The organism is Rathayibacter sp. CAU 1779, assembly GCF_054551755.1.
In genome coordinates, this window is record NZ_JBTOLK010000001.1 from 1,876,100 (window position 1) to 1,891,456 (window position 15,357).

The window sequence follows — 15,357 nt, forward strand, 5'->3', positions numbered from 1 at the left end:
GGCCGCCGGCTTCGACAAGCTCAACCGGCGGTTCCGGTTCAATCCGCGGTGACGGCGGCTCAACCGGCGATGGCGACCCGACAGCAGCGGCTGTTGCTCAGTACTCGCCCTTGATGACGAAGAAGGAGCCGCGGATGGTGCCCGCCAACCGCGACTTCTGACGTGCGAACTTGAAGGATGACAGCTCGTCGGGCACTGGCATGCCCTCGGAGAGCTTGAATCCGACGGCGCGTTTGCCGGCATCCGCGATCGTGTACATCACGTTGATGGACAGGCCGGATTCGTAGAACACGTACGCCATCCGAATGCCGCCCGCCTCGAAGGATGTGGCCTCCAACGCAGGCGAGGAGATCACGATGCCCCGCTCGTCGTGCAGGATGCGACTGACCCAGTCGATCGCGGATGCGGCGTCGGCAGCGTGGTCGACGCTGAACACGTGGTCGAACTTGTTACGCACGAAGCGCGCCTCGTTCGCGCGCAGCCCCGCGAGGGCCTCCGCGACGGGCGATGATTCGAGTCCCGCCGTAGACACGTTCTCGAAATCGACGATCTGTGACATTGCTTACCCCCGGTGCGGTCTCGGGGCCAACGGTAGCAGTCGCCTCCGTGCAGTCCGGACGAAACGGACGCACCGGCGCCTCCTGCCGTGCCGTTCGGACTCGATCGGCCGAGGAGTCGGGCCGCCGCGGCGCGACGTCGCGGGATGACAACACGTGACGAACCGTCACGGCGAGTGTCGTCTCGTGACGCGGGAGGCTGTGGACGCTCGGATGCGCGCCTATCGTCGTGACAGCATCCGTTGGCCCCGCCATCGAGGATGCGGCGGTCGCAACATCGGCCGTCCCGTCACCGAGAGGACAGACCGTCATGACCGAGAAGCTCCGCGTCGTCGCCGTCTCCGGCAGCCTGCACGATCCGTCGAAGACCGGCGTGCTGATCGACGAGATCCTGCATCGGCTCGGCGACGTGCTCGACGTCGAATCGCACGTCATCCGCATCACCGATGTCGGCCCGCAGTTCGCCGGCGTGCTGAACCGCTCGGAGCTGCCGCGCTCCGTCGAGGACGAGCTGCGCCGCGTCGAGACCGCTGACCTGCTCGTTGTGGCGTCACCGGTGTACCGTGCCTCGTTCACCGGACTCTTCAAGCACTTCTTCGACTTCGTCGACCAGTACGCGCTCGTGGACACCCCGGTCCTGCTCGCGGCGACCGGTGGCAGCGAGCGTCACTCGCTGATCGTCGAGCACCAGTTGCGTCCGTTGTTCGGCTTCTTCCAGGCGCTGACGCTCCCGGTCGGCGTGTACGCCCACGAGTCCGACTTCGACGGATACACCATCGACTCACCGCTGCTGGTCGAGCGGATCAAGACGTCCATCGGGCGCGGCCTGCCGCTCATCACCTCCAGTGTGCGGGAGAAGGCACGCATCAGGCAGACGCTCGACGAGGGCGAGCAGCTGGACACGACCGTGGCCCCGCGGGATCCGCAGAAGCCGGTGCGGCTGTTCAGCTGACCCGGTAGACGGTGAAGAGCCCCCGCCCCGGGCCACGACGAATTCCTGGCTCTTGTTGTCAGTTGGGTGATCCGAAGCGACAACACGTGCCAGGCATTCAACGTTGTCGTCGCGATTTTCCGCGACGACAACGAAATCTTCGCGAAATGTACACAACGTAGCCTTTCCGCGAGGCGCTCGAGACTGGATCGTCACTGCCCCGGCTCCAGGAGTACGTAGACTTTCGTCTCAGTCAGTCGTCTCCTATGGCGATCCCGTCGACGTGGACACAGCAGCACGTCGCGCCTCAATGACGAGGAAAGGTATACCCACATGCGAATTCGATATGCGCTCCCGGTGGTCGCCGTTGCGGCGGCACTCCTGCTCACCGGATGCGTGGACAACTCGGGCGGATCCGGATCCGGTGCCACGAGCGGTGCGTCCAATCCGTACGGCGTGAAAAAGGATGACACGCTCGCCAAGACGCTTCCGTCCTCGGTCTCGAAGGCCGGCCAGCTCACCGTCGGCGTGGACGCGACATACGCGCCGAACGAGTACAAGGACTCCAACGGCAAGCCGATCGGGTGGGACATCGATCTGGCCAACGCCATCGGCGCCAAGCTCGGCGTGAAGATGAACTACACGATCGCCAAGTTCGACAACATCATCCCGTCGATCACCGGCGGTCGCTACGACCTCGGCGTCTCGTCGTTCACCGACACCACAGAGCGCGAGAAGCAGGTCGACTTCGTCAACTACTACAACGCGGGCATCCTGTGGGCGTCCGCGGTGGGCAAGACCGTCGACCCGGACAACGCCTGCGGCCTCAAGGTCGCGGTCGAGGCCGGCACCTACGAGGACACCGACGAGGTGCCCGCCAAGTCGAAGGCGTGCACGGACGCCGGCAAGGCCGCCATCCAGGTGCTCAAGTTCGACGGCCAGGATCAGGCGACGAACGCCCTTGTGCTCGGACAGGTCGACGCGATGAGTGCCGATTCGCCCATCACCGAGTACGCGATCAGCAAGCAGAAGGACAAGATCCAGGCAGCAGGCAAGACCTTCGACGTCGCGCCGTACGGCATCGCCGTCGACAAGGGCTCCAAGCTCACCGACGTGGTCAAGAACGCCCTGCAGTCCCTCATCGACGACGGCACATACACGAAGATCCTCACCAAGTGGGGTGTCGAGGACGGCGCCGTCGAGACGGCCGGCGTGAACCTGGCGTCCAAGCAGTAGCGATGAGCGATCCAGAACGACCAGACGGGGCTGACACGCGTTCGTCAGCCCCGTCGGGCGCCGCGCCCGCCATTCCCGTCGAGCGGGCCGAAGCGATCAAGGCGGTCAAGCTGCGGCATCCGTGGCGCATCGTCATCGCCGTGGTGCTCGCCGTGCTGCTCGTGCTGTTCGTGCTCGATGCCGCTCAGCGCAAGGCCTTCGGATGGGCGGATGTCGGCAAGTACCTCTTCGACGTCCGCATCAGCCAGGCGGCGCTCATCACCCTCGAGCTGACCGTGTACTCGATGGTCATCGGCATCATCCTCGGGCTGGTGCTGGCCGTCATGCGGCTGTCGCCAAATCCGGTGCTCAAAGCCGTCGCGTGGCTGTACCTCTGGATCTTCCGCGGAACCCCGGTCTACGTGCAGTTGGTGTTCTGGGGTCTGATCACGCTCATCTACAACACGATCGTGATCGGCATCCCCTTCGTGCACACGTGGGCGACCATCCCGATCACCTGGGTGCCTCCGCTGTTCTTCATCTCCGTCGTCGGGCTCTCGCTCAACGAGGCGGCATACATGGCGGAGATCGTGCGCGCCGGCCTTCTCTCGGTCGACCCCGGTCAGGAGGAGGCGGCGAAGGCCCTCGGCATGTCCTGGTGGCAGACGATGCTGCGCATCGTCATTCCGCAGTCCATGCGCGTGATCATCCCGCCGACTGGCAACGAGGTCATCTCCATGCTGAAGACCACGACCCTTGTTGCGGCGGTGCCGTTCACGCTCGATCTCTTCGGCCGGGCGCGCGACATCTCCGCCGAGACGTTCACGCCCATCCCGCTGCTCATCGTGGCGTCGCTCTGGTACCTGTTCTTCACGTCGATCCTGATGGTCGGGCAGTACTTCCTGGAGAAGCGGTTCTCTCGCGGAACCGACCGCGGGCGGCCCGCCGTCGACGTCGCTGCGGCACCCGGTGTGATGGGTGCGACGGGAGGAGTGCGATGAGCGGGCTCGACTCGACGACCGGTGCGCGAGCATCCGTGCCGATGGTGGACGCCGTCGCCGTGTCGAAGAGCTTCGGCAGCAACGAGGTGCTGAAGTCGATCTCGCTGCAGGTTCAGCGCGGCGAGGTGATGTGCGTCATCGGACCCAGCGGATCGGGCAAGTCCACGTTCCTGCGGTGCATCAACCACCTGGAGAACATCGACGCCGGACGCCTCTACGTCGACGGCAAGCTGGTGGGCTACCAGCAGAAGGGCGACAAGCTCTTCGAGCTGAAGCCGAGCGAGGCCGCCAGACAGCGTCGTGACATCGGAATGGTGTTCCAGCACTTCAACCTGTTCCCGCACATGACGGCACTCGAGAACGTGATCGAGGCGCCGATCCGGGTGAACGGCATGTCGAAGGCGGATGCCGTGGCCCGCGGCAAAGAACTCCTCACGCGGGTGGGCCTCGCCGGCCACATCGGCCACTATCCGTCCCAGCTGTCCGGCGGTCAGCAGCAGCGCGTCGCGATCGCCAGGGCGCTCGCCATGGATCCGAAGCTGATGCTGTTCGACGAGCCGACCAGCGCGCTGGATCCGGAGCTTGTCGGCGAGGTGCTCGACGTCATGCGCGAGCTCGCGAAGAGCGGGATGACGATGGTGGTGGTCACGCACGAGATGGGCTTCGCCCGCGAGGTCGGCGACTCCCTCGTCTTCATGGACGGCGGTGTCATCGTCGAGGCAGGGGATCCCCGGGAAGTGCTGTCGGATCCGCAGCACGAGCGCACGAAAGCCTTCCTGTCCAAGGTCTTGTAGTAGCCCGTGCTCCCGAGGCGACGACCCACCCCCTTAATGTCGAGCCCACCCCGTATTCACGTGAATCGGGGGGTGGCTCGACACTAAGAGGGTGGGTCGAAGCGGCGGTAGAGGCGGCGCCTACGCCTTCGTCACCTCGACCTCGACGACTGCCCAGGACAGCGCGGGGAGCGTCACATGGAGTGCGCCGGCCTCCGCCGTCACGTCGTTCAGCGGGGTGAGGCCGACGCGGTTCTGGTGCCGCTCGTTGTTGGTGGTGAAGCGGTCGGCGCCCTCCGGGATCTGCAGCACCTCGGCGCGCGTCACGCGTCCCGTGTTGAATCCGCGCAGGGCGACGGTGACGTCCGCGGCCTCCTCGAGGCCTCGGTTGGCGAGGAACAGCGCGACGCGTCCGGTCTCCTCATCCCACGTGGCACTCGCGTCGACCACGTCGGCGTCGCCGTACTTGGCGGTGTCGAAGCGGTCGCTGGTGGTGGCCAGCCGGAGAATCTGGCCCCGCGCGAGCTCGGACATCCGCGCGAACGGCCAGAAGATGGACTGCCGCCACGCCGAACCGTTCTCCTCGCTGCGGATCGGCGCGATCACGTTCACCAGCTGGGCCTGGTTGGCGATCGAGACGCGGTCGCCGTGACGCAGCAGGGAGTTGAGCAGGGTGCCGACGACGACGGCATCCGTCACGTTGTACTCGTCCTCGATGATGCGCGGATGCACGTGCCACTCGCCCCTGGCCTCGATGTTCTCAGGCAGGTCGTCGCCCTCGCGTGCGGTCGCATACCAGACGTTCCACTCGTCGAACGAGAGGTTCAGGTACTTGGAGTGCTTGCCGCTCGCCCGAACCGCGTCGGCCGTCGCGATGACGCCGTCGATGAAGAGATCCATGTCGACGCCGGATGCCAGGAAGCTGGCGACGTCGCCGTCCTTCTCCTCGTAGTAGGCGTGCAGCGACACGTAGTCGACCACGTCGTACGTGTGGCGGAGCACGGTCTGCTCCCAGGTGCCGAACGTCGGCATGCCGCGGTTGGAGCTGCCGCTGGCCACCAGCTCGATCGACGGATCGACGAGCCGCATCGCCTTGCCGGCCTCCTGGGCGAGACGGCCGTACTCGTCGGCCGTCTTGTGGCCGATCTGCCACGGGCCGTCCATCTCGTTGCCGAGGCACCAGAGCTTGATGTCGAACGGATCGGCGGCGCCGTTCTTCTTGCGAAGATCGCTGAGGTAGGTGCCGCCAGGGTGGTTCGCGTACTCGACGAGCTGGCGCGCGGCGTCAACACCGCGAGTGCCGAGGTTCACGGCCTCCATGATCTCGACGTTCGCCTTCTTCGCCCAGCCGGCGAACTCGTGCAGGCCGAACGCGTTCGTCTCCACCGTGTGCCAGGCGCCGTCGAGGCGGCGCGGGCGGGATTCGACGGGCCCGACGCCGTCTTCCCAGTTGTAGCCAGACACGAAGTTGCCGCCGGGGTATCGCACGACACTGACGCCGAGCTCCTTCACGAGGTCGAGCACGTCACGGCGGTATCCGTTCTCATCGGCCTCCGGATGCCCGGGTTCGTAGATGCCGGTGTACACGCAGCGACCCATGTGCTCGACGAAGTTGCCGAAGATGCGCCTCGGGACTTCTCCGACGGTGAAGTCGCGGTCGATCGTGATGCTGGCGCGTGACATGGGTCTCCTTCGTCGTGTCGTTGCCCCCGTCGGACTGGCGCGAGAACGCTGCCTTCGATCCGACCCCGACAGTATTACATCGTTGGATCCGAAGCGAAAGCGGAGTGAAAGCGGAGTGAAAGCCGGGCGATGGGCCGAGCGAGGCACCCGTTTCGAGCGGGACGAAACGGTGGCGGGCGCGACCCGAAGAAGCGGTTCCGACCTTCGCGATCAGTTCTCGATTGCCCCTTGACCCGTCCGCGGCGGATGGTTACCTTTACCACGTTGGAATGAGCGGCCGCCCTCGGCTGTTCTCGGCCCGGTACGCCCTCGACGTGGAGATCGCACATGCCTGACGAAGACTGCCGGAACCACGGATGCCACCACCTCAGGCGTCCGCACGGCGCGTGCTGCAGACACGGCGACGAACCTCGCCGACGTCCGAAGGACCGCTGACGCCGCACCCCACCGCCGCCGACGGCGGCACCACGACAAGGAGGTCGTCATCGACATGGCACGAAGCAGCACGGGCCTGAGCCGCCGCGCATTCCTCGCGGCCGGGCTGGGCGCCGCGACGGTCCCGCTCCTCGCCGGATGCTCGAGCAACATCGGCCAGACGGTGGCCGCCGGCCTGTTCGGCACGAGGCTGCCCACCTCGACGCTCGTCTACTGGAACCTGTTCGGCGGCGGCGACGGCACTCGCATGCAGGCCATGGAATCCGGCTACATGAAGAAGTACGGCCAGGACTCCCTGCAGTCCACCACGTTCGCGTGGGGCAATCCGTACTACACGAAGGTGACGCTCGCGACGGTCGGCAACAAGCCGCCGGACGTGGCGGTGTCGCACCTCACCAGGGCGAAGCCGCTCTGGGACGGCGGGCTCCTCGAGCCGATCACGGATGACGACCTGGCATCCGTCGGATTGAGCGCCGCGGACTTCAGCAAGCGGCCGTGGGATGCCCAGCGCACGGACGGCCACAACATCGCGGTGCCACTGGACACGCATCCGCTCGTCATGTTCTACAACCAGGACGTCATCAAGAAGGCGGGCCTGCTGGACTCGGACGGCGTGATGAAGAAGCTGAACGACATGGACTCGTTCGAGTCGGCGCTGGCGGCGATCAGCAAGGTCACCAAGGGCGCTGCGATGACGATCCCCAACGTGGCGGGCGAGACGGCGACCCCGTGGCGCGTGTTCTGGACGTTCTACAACCAGCACTCCGCGGCCACGCCGTTCCTGTCCGACAACGGGTCGAAGCTGACCGTGAACGAAGACGTGTACAACGACGTGACGAGCCGACTCCAGTCGTGGGTGAAGAAGGGCTGGGTGAACCAGGCCCTCGACTACGCCACGGCCGAGTCGTACATGTTCACCGGCAAGTCGGGGCTGTACCTCGAGGGCGAATGGGAGATCACCACCGCGCAGTCGGTGAAGGGCCTCAAGTTCGGCATCGTGCCCGTGCCGACACTGTGGGACCGGGCGGCAACGCAGGCCGACTCGCACACGTTCGTGCTGCCCCGCAAGGACCGCACGCCTGAGCAGCGCAAGCAGGCGATGCTGTTCATCCGTTCGATGCTCGATCAGAGCCTCACGTGGGCGAAGGGCGGGCACATTCCGGCGTTCCAGAGGGTGGCGCAGAGTTCGGCCTACCGGGCGCTCACCCCGCAGTCGGACTACGCCTCTGTCGCCTCCAGCGCCGTGTACGACGATCCGGCGTGGTACGGAGGATCCGGATCCACGTTCGAGGGCATCGTCGGTGCCCAGCTCGGACTCGTGCAGCAGCTCTCGCTGACTCCCCAGCAGGCCATGCAGGCCATGAAGGACCAGCTCCGGGTGTTCCTCAACACTCCCAGCCCGCTTTGAAACGCACTCTTCACTCGGAGGTACCAACGCCGTGACCACCGCAACAGCCGCCCGACCTCGGCCAAGGGCCGCGAGCACGGGCCTGACCCACTCGCCGATGCAGCGTAAGGACGGCCGCAAAGCCTGGCTCTTCCTCGCACCGTTCGGCATCTTCTACCTGGCGTTCCTGCTCGGTCCCACCATCTACATGATCGTGATGAGCTTCTTCAACACGTCGATGGTGCGCACCGGGCTCGGCTCGTTCGCCGGGCTCGCCAACTACGCGGAGATGCTGTCGCGGCCCGACTTCTGGAGCTCGCTGTGGCACACGCTGCAGTTCACGCTCTACACGACGCCGCCGCTGGTCATCCTGGCGTTCATCTTCGCCGTGCTGACCAACCGGATGAACCGTGGCCAGTGGTTCTACCGGCTCGCGTTCTTCCTGCCGTTCATCCTCCCGTCGGCGACGATCTCCCTCATCTGGGTCTTCGTCTTCACGCCGGGCACCGGACTGTGGGCCCTGGTGGAGACGTGGTTCGGCATCGATCCAGGATCCGGCGTGCTCTCCAGCCCGAGCACCGCGATGATCGGCGTGGCGATCGCCACGGTGTGGTGGACGCTCGGCTTCAACTACGTGCTGTACCTGGCCGGCCTTCAGGACATCCCGCGCGAGCTGTACGAGGCGGCTGCGGTGGACGGGGCGTCGACGTGGTCGCAGATCCGCTACATCACGATCCCGATGCTGAGCCGCACCACGACCCTGGTGATCCTGCTGCAGATCATCGCGAGCCTGAAGATCTTCGACCAGGTGTACCTGATGACGGGAGGCGGTCCAGGCATCTCGACGCAGGTCTCGCTGCAGCTCATCACGAACACCGGATTCACGGACAACCGGCTGGGTGCGGCCGCCGCAGCCAGTGTGCTGCTGTTCATCGTGATCATCGTGATCGCGATCATCCGCCAGCTCACCGATCGCTCAGCGGCCAAGAAGGAGGCCTGACATGTCGGCTACGACCGCACATCCCCGCATGAAGTCTCCGGTCTCCGCCGCGGCACCGGCGCGCACGACTCCGTCCACGCGCGTGAGCGGACGCACCTTCAACATCGTCGCGCTCATCGTGCTGATCGTCTTCGCGATCATCTGGCTGATCCCGAGCCTGTTCGCACTGAAGACCTCGCTCACCGACAACGGCACGGCGGCTCTCGGGGCGTCGGCCATCCTCGGCGACTGGAACCCGACGATCGCCTCCTATGCGTCGTACTTCCAAGCCGGCGACATCTGGAACTGGTACATCGCCAGCGCGATCACGTCGGTGTTCACTGCAGTGCTCACCGTGTTCTTCGCCTCGATGGCCGCATTCGCGCTGTCCCGGCTGCGATTCCGGTTCTCGAACGTCGTGCTGCTGCTGATCGTGCTCGGCATCATGATCCCGAGCCAGGTGCTCATCGTGCCGATCTTCCAGGAGCTCAACGCGATGAACCTGCTGAACACGTACTGGTCGGTGATCTTCCCGCAGGTTCCCGCCGTGATCGCAGTGTTCATCTTCAAGCAGTTCTTCGACGGTATCCCTCGGGAGCTCGAGGAGGCGGCGCGGATCGACGGCGCCGGCCTCTGGAAGATCTACTGGTCCGTCGTGCTGCCGCTGTCGCGTCCGGTGCTCGCGGCGGTGACCATCCTGACGTTCGTCGGGGTGTGGAACAACCTGCTGCTGCCCCTGTTCGTGCTCTCCAACCCGAACCTGATGACCATCCCGGTCGGGCTCGCCACCGTGCAGGGCAGCTTCGGGCAGCGGTACGCCGACATCCAGGCGGGGGCGATCCTCGCGGCGCTGCCGCTGATCATCCTGTACCTGATCTTCCAGCGTCAGATCGTGGAGGGCGTCACGGGCAGCGGCCTCAAGGGCTGACGTTCCGGTCCGCCGAGCGGGCCAGGTTGCAATGCCGGGGAGGGGGACCGGATGCCTGGGTGCAGGCATCCGGTCCCTTGTTCGTCTCACTCCTAGGGCCGTGCCGACCCCTGAGCGCCACCCCCGAAGCCTCTTCGTGCCGTTCCGGAAGGCCGGAGCGCCGTTCCCCGGTGCCCAATTCAGGATGAGACGACTTTTGCGTGCGAAAAACGGCCCAGAAAGCGCTTCGATCCTGAATAAGGCACAGGACGTGGGACGGCCTTGGCCTGCGTCGAGGGTCGGGATGCACTCCGCAGTCGGGCCGCGCGGTCCGTAGTCGGGACTCGGTCCGCGGTCAGGATCCCGTCAGCTGGCGGTCGTGCTCTCGCGCTCGATGATCCGGTGCGGAACAGTCGTGACGGATGCCGCACGCGCCCTGTCTGAGATGCGGTCGGCGAGACGGTCGAGCGCCACATCCGCGAAGGCCCGCTTGTCGAACGACACGGTCGTGAGCGGCGGGCTGGCGAACTCGCCGTGCGCCACGTCGTCGAATCCGGCGACGGAGACGTTCTGCGGTACGGAGATCCCGCGCCGCCACAGCTCGCTGAGTGCGCCGATGGCGAGGGAATCCGTGAAGCAGAAGAGCGCGTCGGGCAGCGGGTTGCGTTCGAGGAAGGCGGCGAGAGTCGCAGCACCTCCGCGCGGTGACCAGTCGTCGCAGCCGAGCTCCAGTGTCGGGTCGTGACGGATGCCGGCATCCGCCAGTGCATCCCGATAGCCGACGGTGCGGAGCCGGGCGGTGAACGTGGCCGACGTCACGGGCGAGCCGAGCACGGCGATGCGTCGATGCCCGGAACGGACGAGCAGCGTCGTCATGTCGTAGGCCGCTCGCACGGGATCCACGCGTACCTGGTCGAGCCCTCTCTGCTCGACCTCGCCGATCACCACGGCAGCGGGCACGCGAGACGGATCGTCCGGCAGCGCGAACTCGTCGGAGACCACGGGATTGAGCACGAGGCCGTCGACAAGGTGCGCCCTGGCGCGCGACAGGAGCTGCTCCTCACGATCGGGGCGGCCGCCCGTCTCCTCGAGCTGCACGGCCCAGCCGCGATCGTGTGCGGCCTCCACGAAGTGGTGGGCCATCTCCGCCGAATAGGCGGTGGCAAGGTCGGGGAGGGCGAGGGCGATGACGCCGGTGCGTCCGTTGCGCAGCCCGCGTGCGCTCAGATTAGGCACGTAGTCGAGCTCGGTGAGCGCCTTCTCGACCCGTTCCCTGGTCTCCGGACGCACGAAGACGATGCCGTTGATCACATTCGAGACGGTCTTCGGGGACACTCCCGCCAGGGCGGCGACATCCTTCACCGTTGCGCGCACGCAGACCTCCGCCCGAGACAGGATGTCTCTCCGAGAGCCTACCGTCGCGGAAGTCTTGAATGACCGTCGCCCGAGCCGGGGCCCGCTGGAGCTGGGAGCGGAGCCCTTTCCGGACTCCGCCGCGGCGCCCTTCATGCTGAGGAGGAGTTCGTGACAAGTCAGTGTCTCCGGGGCGCGACACGCTCCACGAGGCGGCGGCGTGTACGCCGCCGAACGCGGCCGTGCAGGGTGCCGACTGCGGCGCGGCGCGCGGGGAGTGGCGCGCAAGACAACACAGTTCAGGCCGTGTTCTGCAGGCCGGCCGCGACCCCATTGACGCTGAGCAGGAGCAGGCGACGCAGCTCGTCTTGCTGCGTCTCGTCGATGGTCGAGGCATCCGCGTCGGAGCGCAGCGCTCGCAGCGCGCGCAGCTGCAGCAGCGACAGGGCGTCCACGTACGGGCTGCGCAGGCGAACCGCGCGGCTCAGCACGGGGCGGCTGGCCACGAGTTCGGATGCACCACTCGTCTTGAGCGCCCATTCGCGCGTCAGCGCCATCTCGTCGAGCACCAGCTGGGCCAGCTCGTCGCGATCGCCGAGCGCGAGATAGCGGCGGGCGAGACGCTCGTCGGTCTTCGCGAGCGACATCTCGACGTTCTCGATCATGGTGCGGAAGAGCGGCCACCGGTCGTAGGCATCCCGCAGGAGATTCTCGTCGCCGACGGCGGCGAGCGCGGATCCGAGGCCGAACCATCCGGTGAGGTTGATGCGGGCCTGCGTCCAGGCGAAGACCCAGGGGATGGCACGGAGGTCTTCGAGGGACTCGAGGGAGAGGCCGCGGCGTGCCGGACGGGATCCGAGGGCAAGCAGGCCGATCTCCTCCTGCGGCGTGACGCGGCCGAACCAGGGTGCGAAGCCGTCGGCGCGCACCAGCTCGTAGAAGCGCTCGCGGCTCACCTTGTCGAGCTGGGCGGCGAGCGGTGCGAACTCGTGGGCGGCGTTCGCGTTCCGCTCTCCGATGGAGGGGACGGATGCCATCAGCGTGGCAGCCGCGATCTGCTCCAGGTGGCGAACGGCGATGACCGGGTCTCCGTACTGGGCGAAGATGACCTCGCCCTGCTCGGTGAGCTTGAACCGGCCGTCGACGGATCCCGGCGGCTGCGCGAGGACAGCCTCGTTGGCGGGTCCGCCTCCACGTCCGAGTGCGCCTCCGCGTCCGTGGAAGAGCGTGAGCACGATGTCGTTGCGCTGCGCCCACTGCGCGATGCGGGCCTGTGCGTCGTAGAGCGCGAGCGTCGCGGAGACGGGGCCGACATCCTTCGAGGAGTCGGAGTAGCCGAGCATCACCTCGAGGCGACGGCCGGTCTGCGCCAGCCGCTTCTGCACCTCGGGCAGGGTGATCATCAGATCGAGGATCTCGGTCGAGTTGTTCAGGTCGTCGAACGTCTCGAACAGCGGGATGACGTCGAGCACTGGAGCCGCCTCGGCGGATCCGAGCGCGTGCTCTGCCAGCCGGAACACGTTCGCGATGTCGTCGGCGGACTGCGTGAACGAGATGATGTAGCGCCGGGCGGCATCCACTCCGTATCGGCTCTGCAGGTGCGCGATGACGCGGAACACGTCGAGGACCTCGGCGCTCATCTCGTCCAGGTCGTCGTCGCCGTGAGCTCCGGCGGCGATGGCCTCGAGCGTCTGGCGGTGCACCTTCGAGTGCTGGCGCACCTCGAGCTCGGCGAGGTGGAATCCGAATGTCTCGACCTGCCAGATGAGGTGCTGCACCTCGCCGTACGCGTTGCGCAGGTCACCGGCCTCGGCGAGCGAGCGCTGCACGATCCTCAGGTCGTCGAGGAGGGCATCCGGGTTCTCGTAGGCGAGATCGGCGTTGCGACGCCGCGTGGCCTGGATACGTTCGGCGGCGACCAGCAGCACGCGTCGGTGTGGCTCGTTGGGGGAGCGGGTGGCGACGTCGGCCGTGAGATCCTCCGCGAGGGCGCGCTGACGGCGCCACAGATCCTGCAGCTCCTGGCTGGGCGGGGTGTCGCCTGCATCGAGGGTGAGGGTGCGGCCGATCCGATCCGTGGCGCGCTCCAGGCCCAGCAGCACGTGTTCGGATGCGATCGCCGCGGCCTTGCGCGTCACCTTGGCGGTCACGAAGGGGTTGCCGTCGCGGTCGGCACCGATCCAGGAGCCGAAGCGCACGAACGCGCGGGCTTCTGGGCGGCGGGGGGAGGCATCCGGTCCGGCAAGGCGCTCGTCGATGAGGCGGTAGACCTGCGGTATCACCTGGAACAGCGTCTGGTCGAAGATGTTCATCGCCGTGCGCACCTCGTCGAGCGGGGTGGGACGGGTGGAGCGCAGCGGAGCGGTGCGCCACAGCGTGTCGATCCCGGCGAGCAGCTGGCGCTCGTTCTCCGCCTGAGCGAGAGTGCCGAGGCGAGGATCGTCGTGCTCGGCGACGAGGTCGCTGATGCGGCGGATGCTGTACGCGATCGCGCGACGACGCGCCTCCGTCGGGTGCGCGGTGAGCACGGGCCGGAACTCGAGGTTCTCGACGCGATCTCTTGCCTCCTCGTCGCCCAGCTCTGCGCTGACCGCAGCGAACGCGGCGGCGAAGGACTCGGCGGGACGGTGACCATCGGTCGCCCACGGGTCGCGGGCGAGCAGCACGCGCACGCGGTGTCGCTCCTCGGCGAGGTTCACGAGGTGGAAGTAGCACGTGAACGCACGCGCCACCTGCTCCGCGCGTTGCAGGCTGAAGCTCTCGACGAGGGCTTCGGCATCCTCGATGGATGCTTCGCCCTTGCGTTCGTAGGCGTCGATCGTGAGCGCGCGCAGCTTCTCGACATCGTCGAGCAGGTCCTGCCCGCCGGATTCGATCAGCACACGGCCGAGCAGTTCGCCGAGGAAGCGCACGTCGGAGCGCAACGCTTCCGGCACGTCGCCGCTGCGCAGCGCACGCGCCTGGACGTCGTCAAGCGGGTGATTCGAGGGGGCACCGTTCGTCATCGCTGTCAAGGGTACCCAGCCTGTGGGATACCAGCGAACCGAGCGCCCAAGCGCCCCTCCCGAGGGTGCCCGTTCCTCCCCCCGAAAGTGCGCGTCTCTCTTCCCGAGGGTGCCTATTTCTCCTCGCGAAGGTGCGCGTTCCACCACTCGAGGGTGCCCGTTCCACCTCCCGGGGTGCCCGCTCTCGGAGATACCACTCCTCCGAGAAGAACGTCTCGGCGAGCGCCCCGGAGTACGTCTCGCGCCAGCTCTCCACGTGGACGCGGGCGATGGCTGCGGCATCCGCGGGCTCGGCGTCCCGAATCACCACCCGGTGGTCACCCTCCACGTGGCTCGAGCCGCCGTCGTCATGAGATCGGGGTCGTCGTCACCCATGAGCGGAGCATTCACCTTGTTCGAGGATCGAACCTCGTTGTGCATGAAGCGAGGAGAGGGTGCGGCAGCCCGCCCCGGCAGAATGGCGGGATGATCCTCGACGACGCCCTCGCGCGGCTTGGCGCGGCCCCTCCGACAGAAACCAGGGACGCCTTCGTCGACTTCGCGTCGGCGCGCGGCGACGCAGCGCTCAGCCGAGACGGAGGACCGGAGCACCTCACGGCATCCTGCTTCGTGTTCTCACCCGACCGGACCCGCACACTGCTGTGCTTCCACCGCAAGGGTGGCTTCTGGGTGCAGTTCGGCGGCCACCTCGAAGCGGATGACGCAACCATCGCATCAGCGGCGCAACGGGAAGCACGCGAGGAGTCGGGCATCGACGACCTGGTGCTCGCATCGGAACGGATCGTGGATCTCGAGCGCCACGAACTCCACGGCGGATTCGCGTGTGCCGCTCACTGGGACGTCGGCTTCGCCGCAATCGTCGACCCCGAGACCTCGATCTCGGTCAGCGACGAGAGTCTGGATGTGCGTTGGTTCGCGATCGATCAGCTGCCGGCAGACGCGGCTCCCGGGCTGGGCATCAGACTGGGGCGGGCCAGAGACGCCGTCGCGCCACGGTGACCGCGCTGTCATGCGGAGAAAGAACCGAGAGGTCTCGCGAGCGGAGTAAGGGGCACCGTCGGGAGGTGGAAGGGGCACCGTCGGGAGGTGGAACGGGCACCGTCGGGAGGTGGAAGGGGCACAGTCGGGCGG

Annotated in this window: 12 protein-coding genes; 8 read left to right on the top strand and 4 right to left on the bottom strand. The window is 66.9% G+C overall.

Translation table 11 applies throughout. The features are described 5' to 3' along the window. Positions 1-97: 97 nt before the first annotated feature. Positions 98-559, bottom strand: a complete 462-nt coding sequence (locus ACX9R5_RS08625) for a phage tail protein (protein ID WP_459408569.1) — start codon at positions 557-559, stop codon at positions 98-100. A 308-nt stretch (positions 560-867) separates the two neighbouring features. Here ACX9R5_RS08625 and msuE point away from each other — a divergent pair, with 308 nt between their 5' ends. The 4 genes from msuE (at position 868) to ACX9R5_RS08645 (ending at position 4,498) form a co-directional block, all read left to right on the top strand. After that, positions 868-1,509: an FMN reductase gene (gene msuE, locus ACX9R5_RS08630; RefSeq protein ID WP_459408570.1), complete on the top strand. Its 642-nt coding sequence runs from the start codon at positions 868-870 to the stop codon at positions 1,507-1,509. A gap of 312 nt (positions 1,510-1,821) precedes the next feature. Beyond that, a complete protein-coding gene (locus ACX9R5_RS08635) occupies positions 1,822-2,724 on the top strand; it encodes an ABC transporter substrate-binding protein (protein ID WP_459408571.1) in 903 nt (300 codons plus the stop codon). Positions 2,725-2,726: 2 nt separating this feature from the next. After that, positions 2,727-3,704, top strand: a complete 978-nt coding sequence (locus tag ACX9R5_RS08640) for an amino acid ABC transporter permease (RefSeq protein ID WP_459408572.1) — start codon at positions 2,727-2,729, stop codon at positions 3,702-3,704. Continuing rightward, positions 3,701-4,498, top strand: a complete 798-nt coding sequence (locus ACX9R5_RS08645) for an amino acid ABC transporter ATP-binding protein (RefSeq protein ID WP_459408573.1) — start codon at positions 3,701-3,703, stop codon at positions 4,496-4,498. Before ACX9R5_RS08640 ends, ACX9R5_RS08645 begins: the two co-directional genes overlap by 4 nt. 120 nt (positions 4,499-4,618) lie before the next feature. On the opposite strand, the gene arfA is transcribed toward ACX9R5_RS08645, so the two are convergent. Next, positions 4,619-6,160, bottom strand: a complete 1,542-nt coding sequence (gene arfA, locus ACX9R5_RS08650) for an arabinosylfuranosidase ArfA (RefSeq protein ID WP_459408574.1) — start codon at positions 6,158-6,160, stop codon at positions 4,619-4,621. Positions 6,161-6,650: 490 nt separating this feature from the next. Between arfA and ACX9R5_RS08655 the strand changes: the two genes are divergently transcribed. The 3 genes from ACX9R5_RS08655 to ACX9R5_RS08665 are packed head-to-tail and all read left to right on the top strand — an operon-like array spanning position 6,651 to position 9,889. Next, a complete protein-coding gene (locus tag ACX9R5_RS08655) occupies positions 6,651-8,003 on the top strand; it encodes an extracellular solute-binding protein (protein WP_459408575.1) in 1,353 nt (450 codons plus the stop codon). A gap of 31 nt (positions 8,004-8,034) precedes the next feature. Next, positions 8,035-8,982, top strand: coding sequence for a carbohydrate ABC transporter permease (locus tag ACX9R5_RS08660; protein ID WP_459408576.1), 948 nt, complete (start codon positions 8,035-8,037; stop codon positions 8,980-8,982). A gap of 1 nt (position 8,983) precedes the next feature. Continuing rightward, positions 8,984-9,889: a carbohydrate ABC transporter permease gene (locus tag ACX9R5_RS08665; RefSeq protein ID WP_459408577.1), complete on the top strand. Its 906-nt coding sequence runs from the start codon at positions 8,984-8,986 to the stop codon at positions 9,887-9,889. A 345-nt stretch (positions 9,890-10,234) separates the two neighbouring features. Here the strand turns inward: ACX9R5_RS08665 and ACX9R5_RS08670 are convergent, their stop codons facing one another. Beyond that, positions 10,235-11,242 carry a LacI family DNA-binding transcriptional regulator gene (locus ACX9R5_RS08670; protein WP_459408578.1) on the bottom strand — a complete coding sequence of 336 codons (1,008 nt, stop codon included), beginning with the start codon at positions 11,240-11,242 and terminating at the stop codon, positions 10,235-10,237. 278 nt (positions 11,243-11,520) lie between these two features. Continuing rightward, complete coding sequence (locus ACX9R5_RS08675) at positions 11,521-14,157, bottom strand: phosphoenolpyruvate carboxylase (protein WP_459408579.1); 2,637 nt, start codon at positions 14,155-14,157, stop codon at positions 11,521-11,523. A 534-nt stretch (positions 14,158-14,691) separates the two neighbouring features. Here ACX9R5_RS08675 and ACX9R5_RS08680 point away from each other — a divergent pair. Further along, on the top strand, positions 14,692-15,225 hold the full coding sequence (locus ACX9R5_RS08680) for an NUDIX hydrolase (RefSeq protein WP_459409055.1): 534 nt from the start codon (positions 14,692-14,694) through the stop codon (positions 15,223-15,225). The last annotated feature ends 132 nt before the right edge of the window (positions 15,226-15,357 follow it).

Bases quoted from the DNA above. Each gene is read 5' to 3' on its own strand.
- ACX9R5_RS08625 (WP_459408569.1), bottom strand. From the start codon at position 559: ATGTCACAGATCGTCGATTTCGAGAACGTGTCTACGGCGGGACTCGAA.
- ACX9R5_RS08635 (WP_459408571.1), top strand. From the start codon at position 1,822: ATGCGAATTCGATATGCGCTCCCGGTGGTCGCCGTTGCGGCGGCACTC.
- ACX9R5_RS08665 (WP_459408577.1), top strand. From the start codon at position 8,984: ATGTCGGCTACGACCGCACATCCCCGCATGAAGTCTCCGGTCTCCGCC.
- ACX9R5_RS08645 (WP_459408573.1), top strand. From the start codon at position 3,701: ATGAGCGGGCTCGACTCGACGACCGGTGCGCGAGCATCCGTGCCGATG.
- ACX9R5_RS08680 (WP_459409055.1), top strand. From the start codon at position 14,692: ATGATCCTCGACGACGCCCTCGCGCGGCTTGGCGCGGCCCCTCCGACA.
- ACX9R5_RS08640 (WP_459408572.1), top strand. From the start codon at position 2,727: ATGAGCGATCCAGAACGACCAGACGGGGCTGACACGCGTTCGTCAGCC.
- msuE (WP_459408570.1), top strand. From the start codon at position 868: ATGACCGAGAAGCTCCGCGTCGTCGCCGTCTCCGGCAGCCTGCACGAT.
- ACX9R5_RS08655 (WP_459408575.1), top strand. From the start codon at position 6,651: ATGGCACGAAGCAGCACGGGCCTGAGCCGCCGCGCATTCCTCGCGGCC.
- arfA (WP_459408574.1), bottom strand. From the start codon at position 6,160: ATGTCACGCGCCAGCATCACGATCGACCGCGACTTCACCGTCGGAGAA.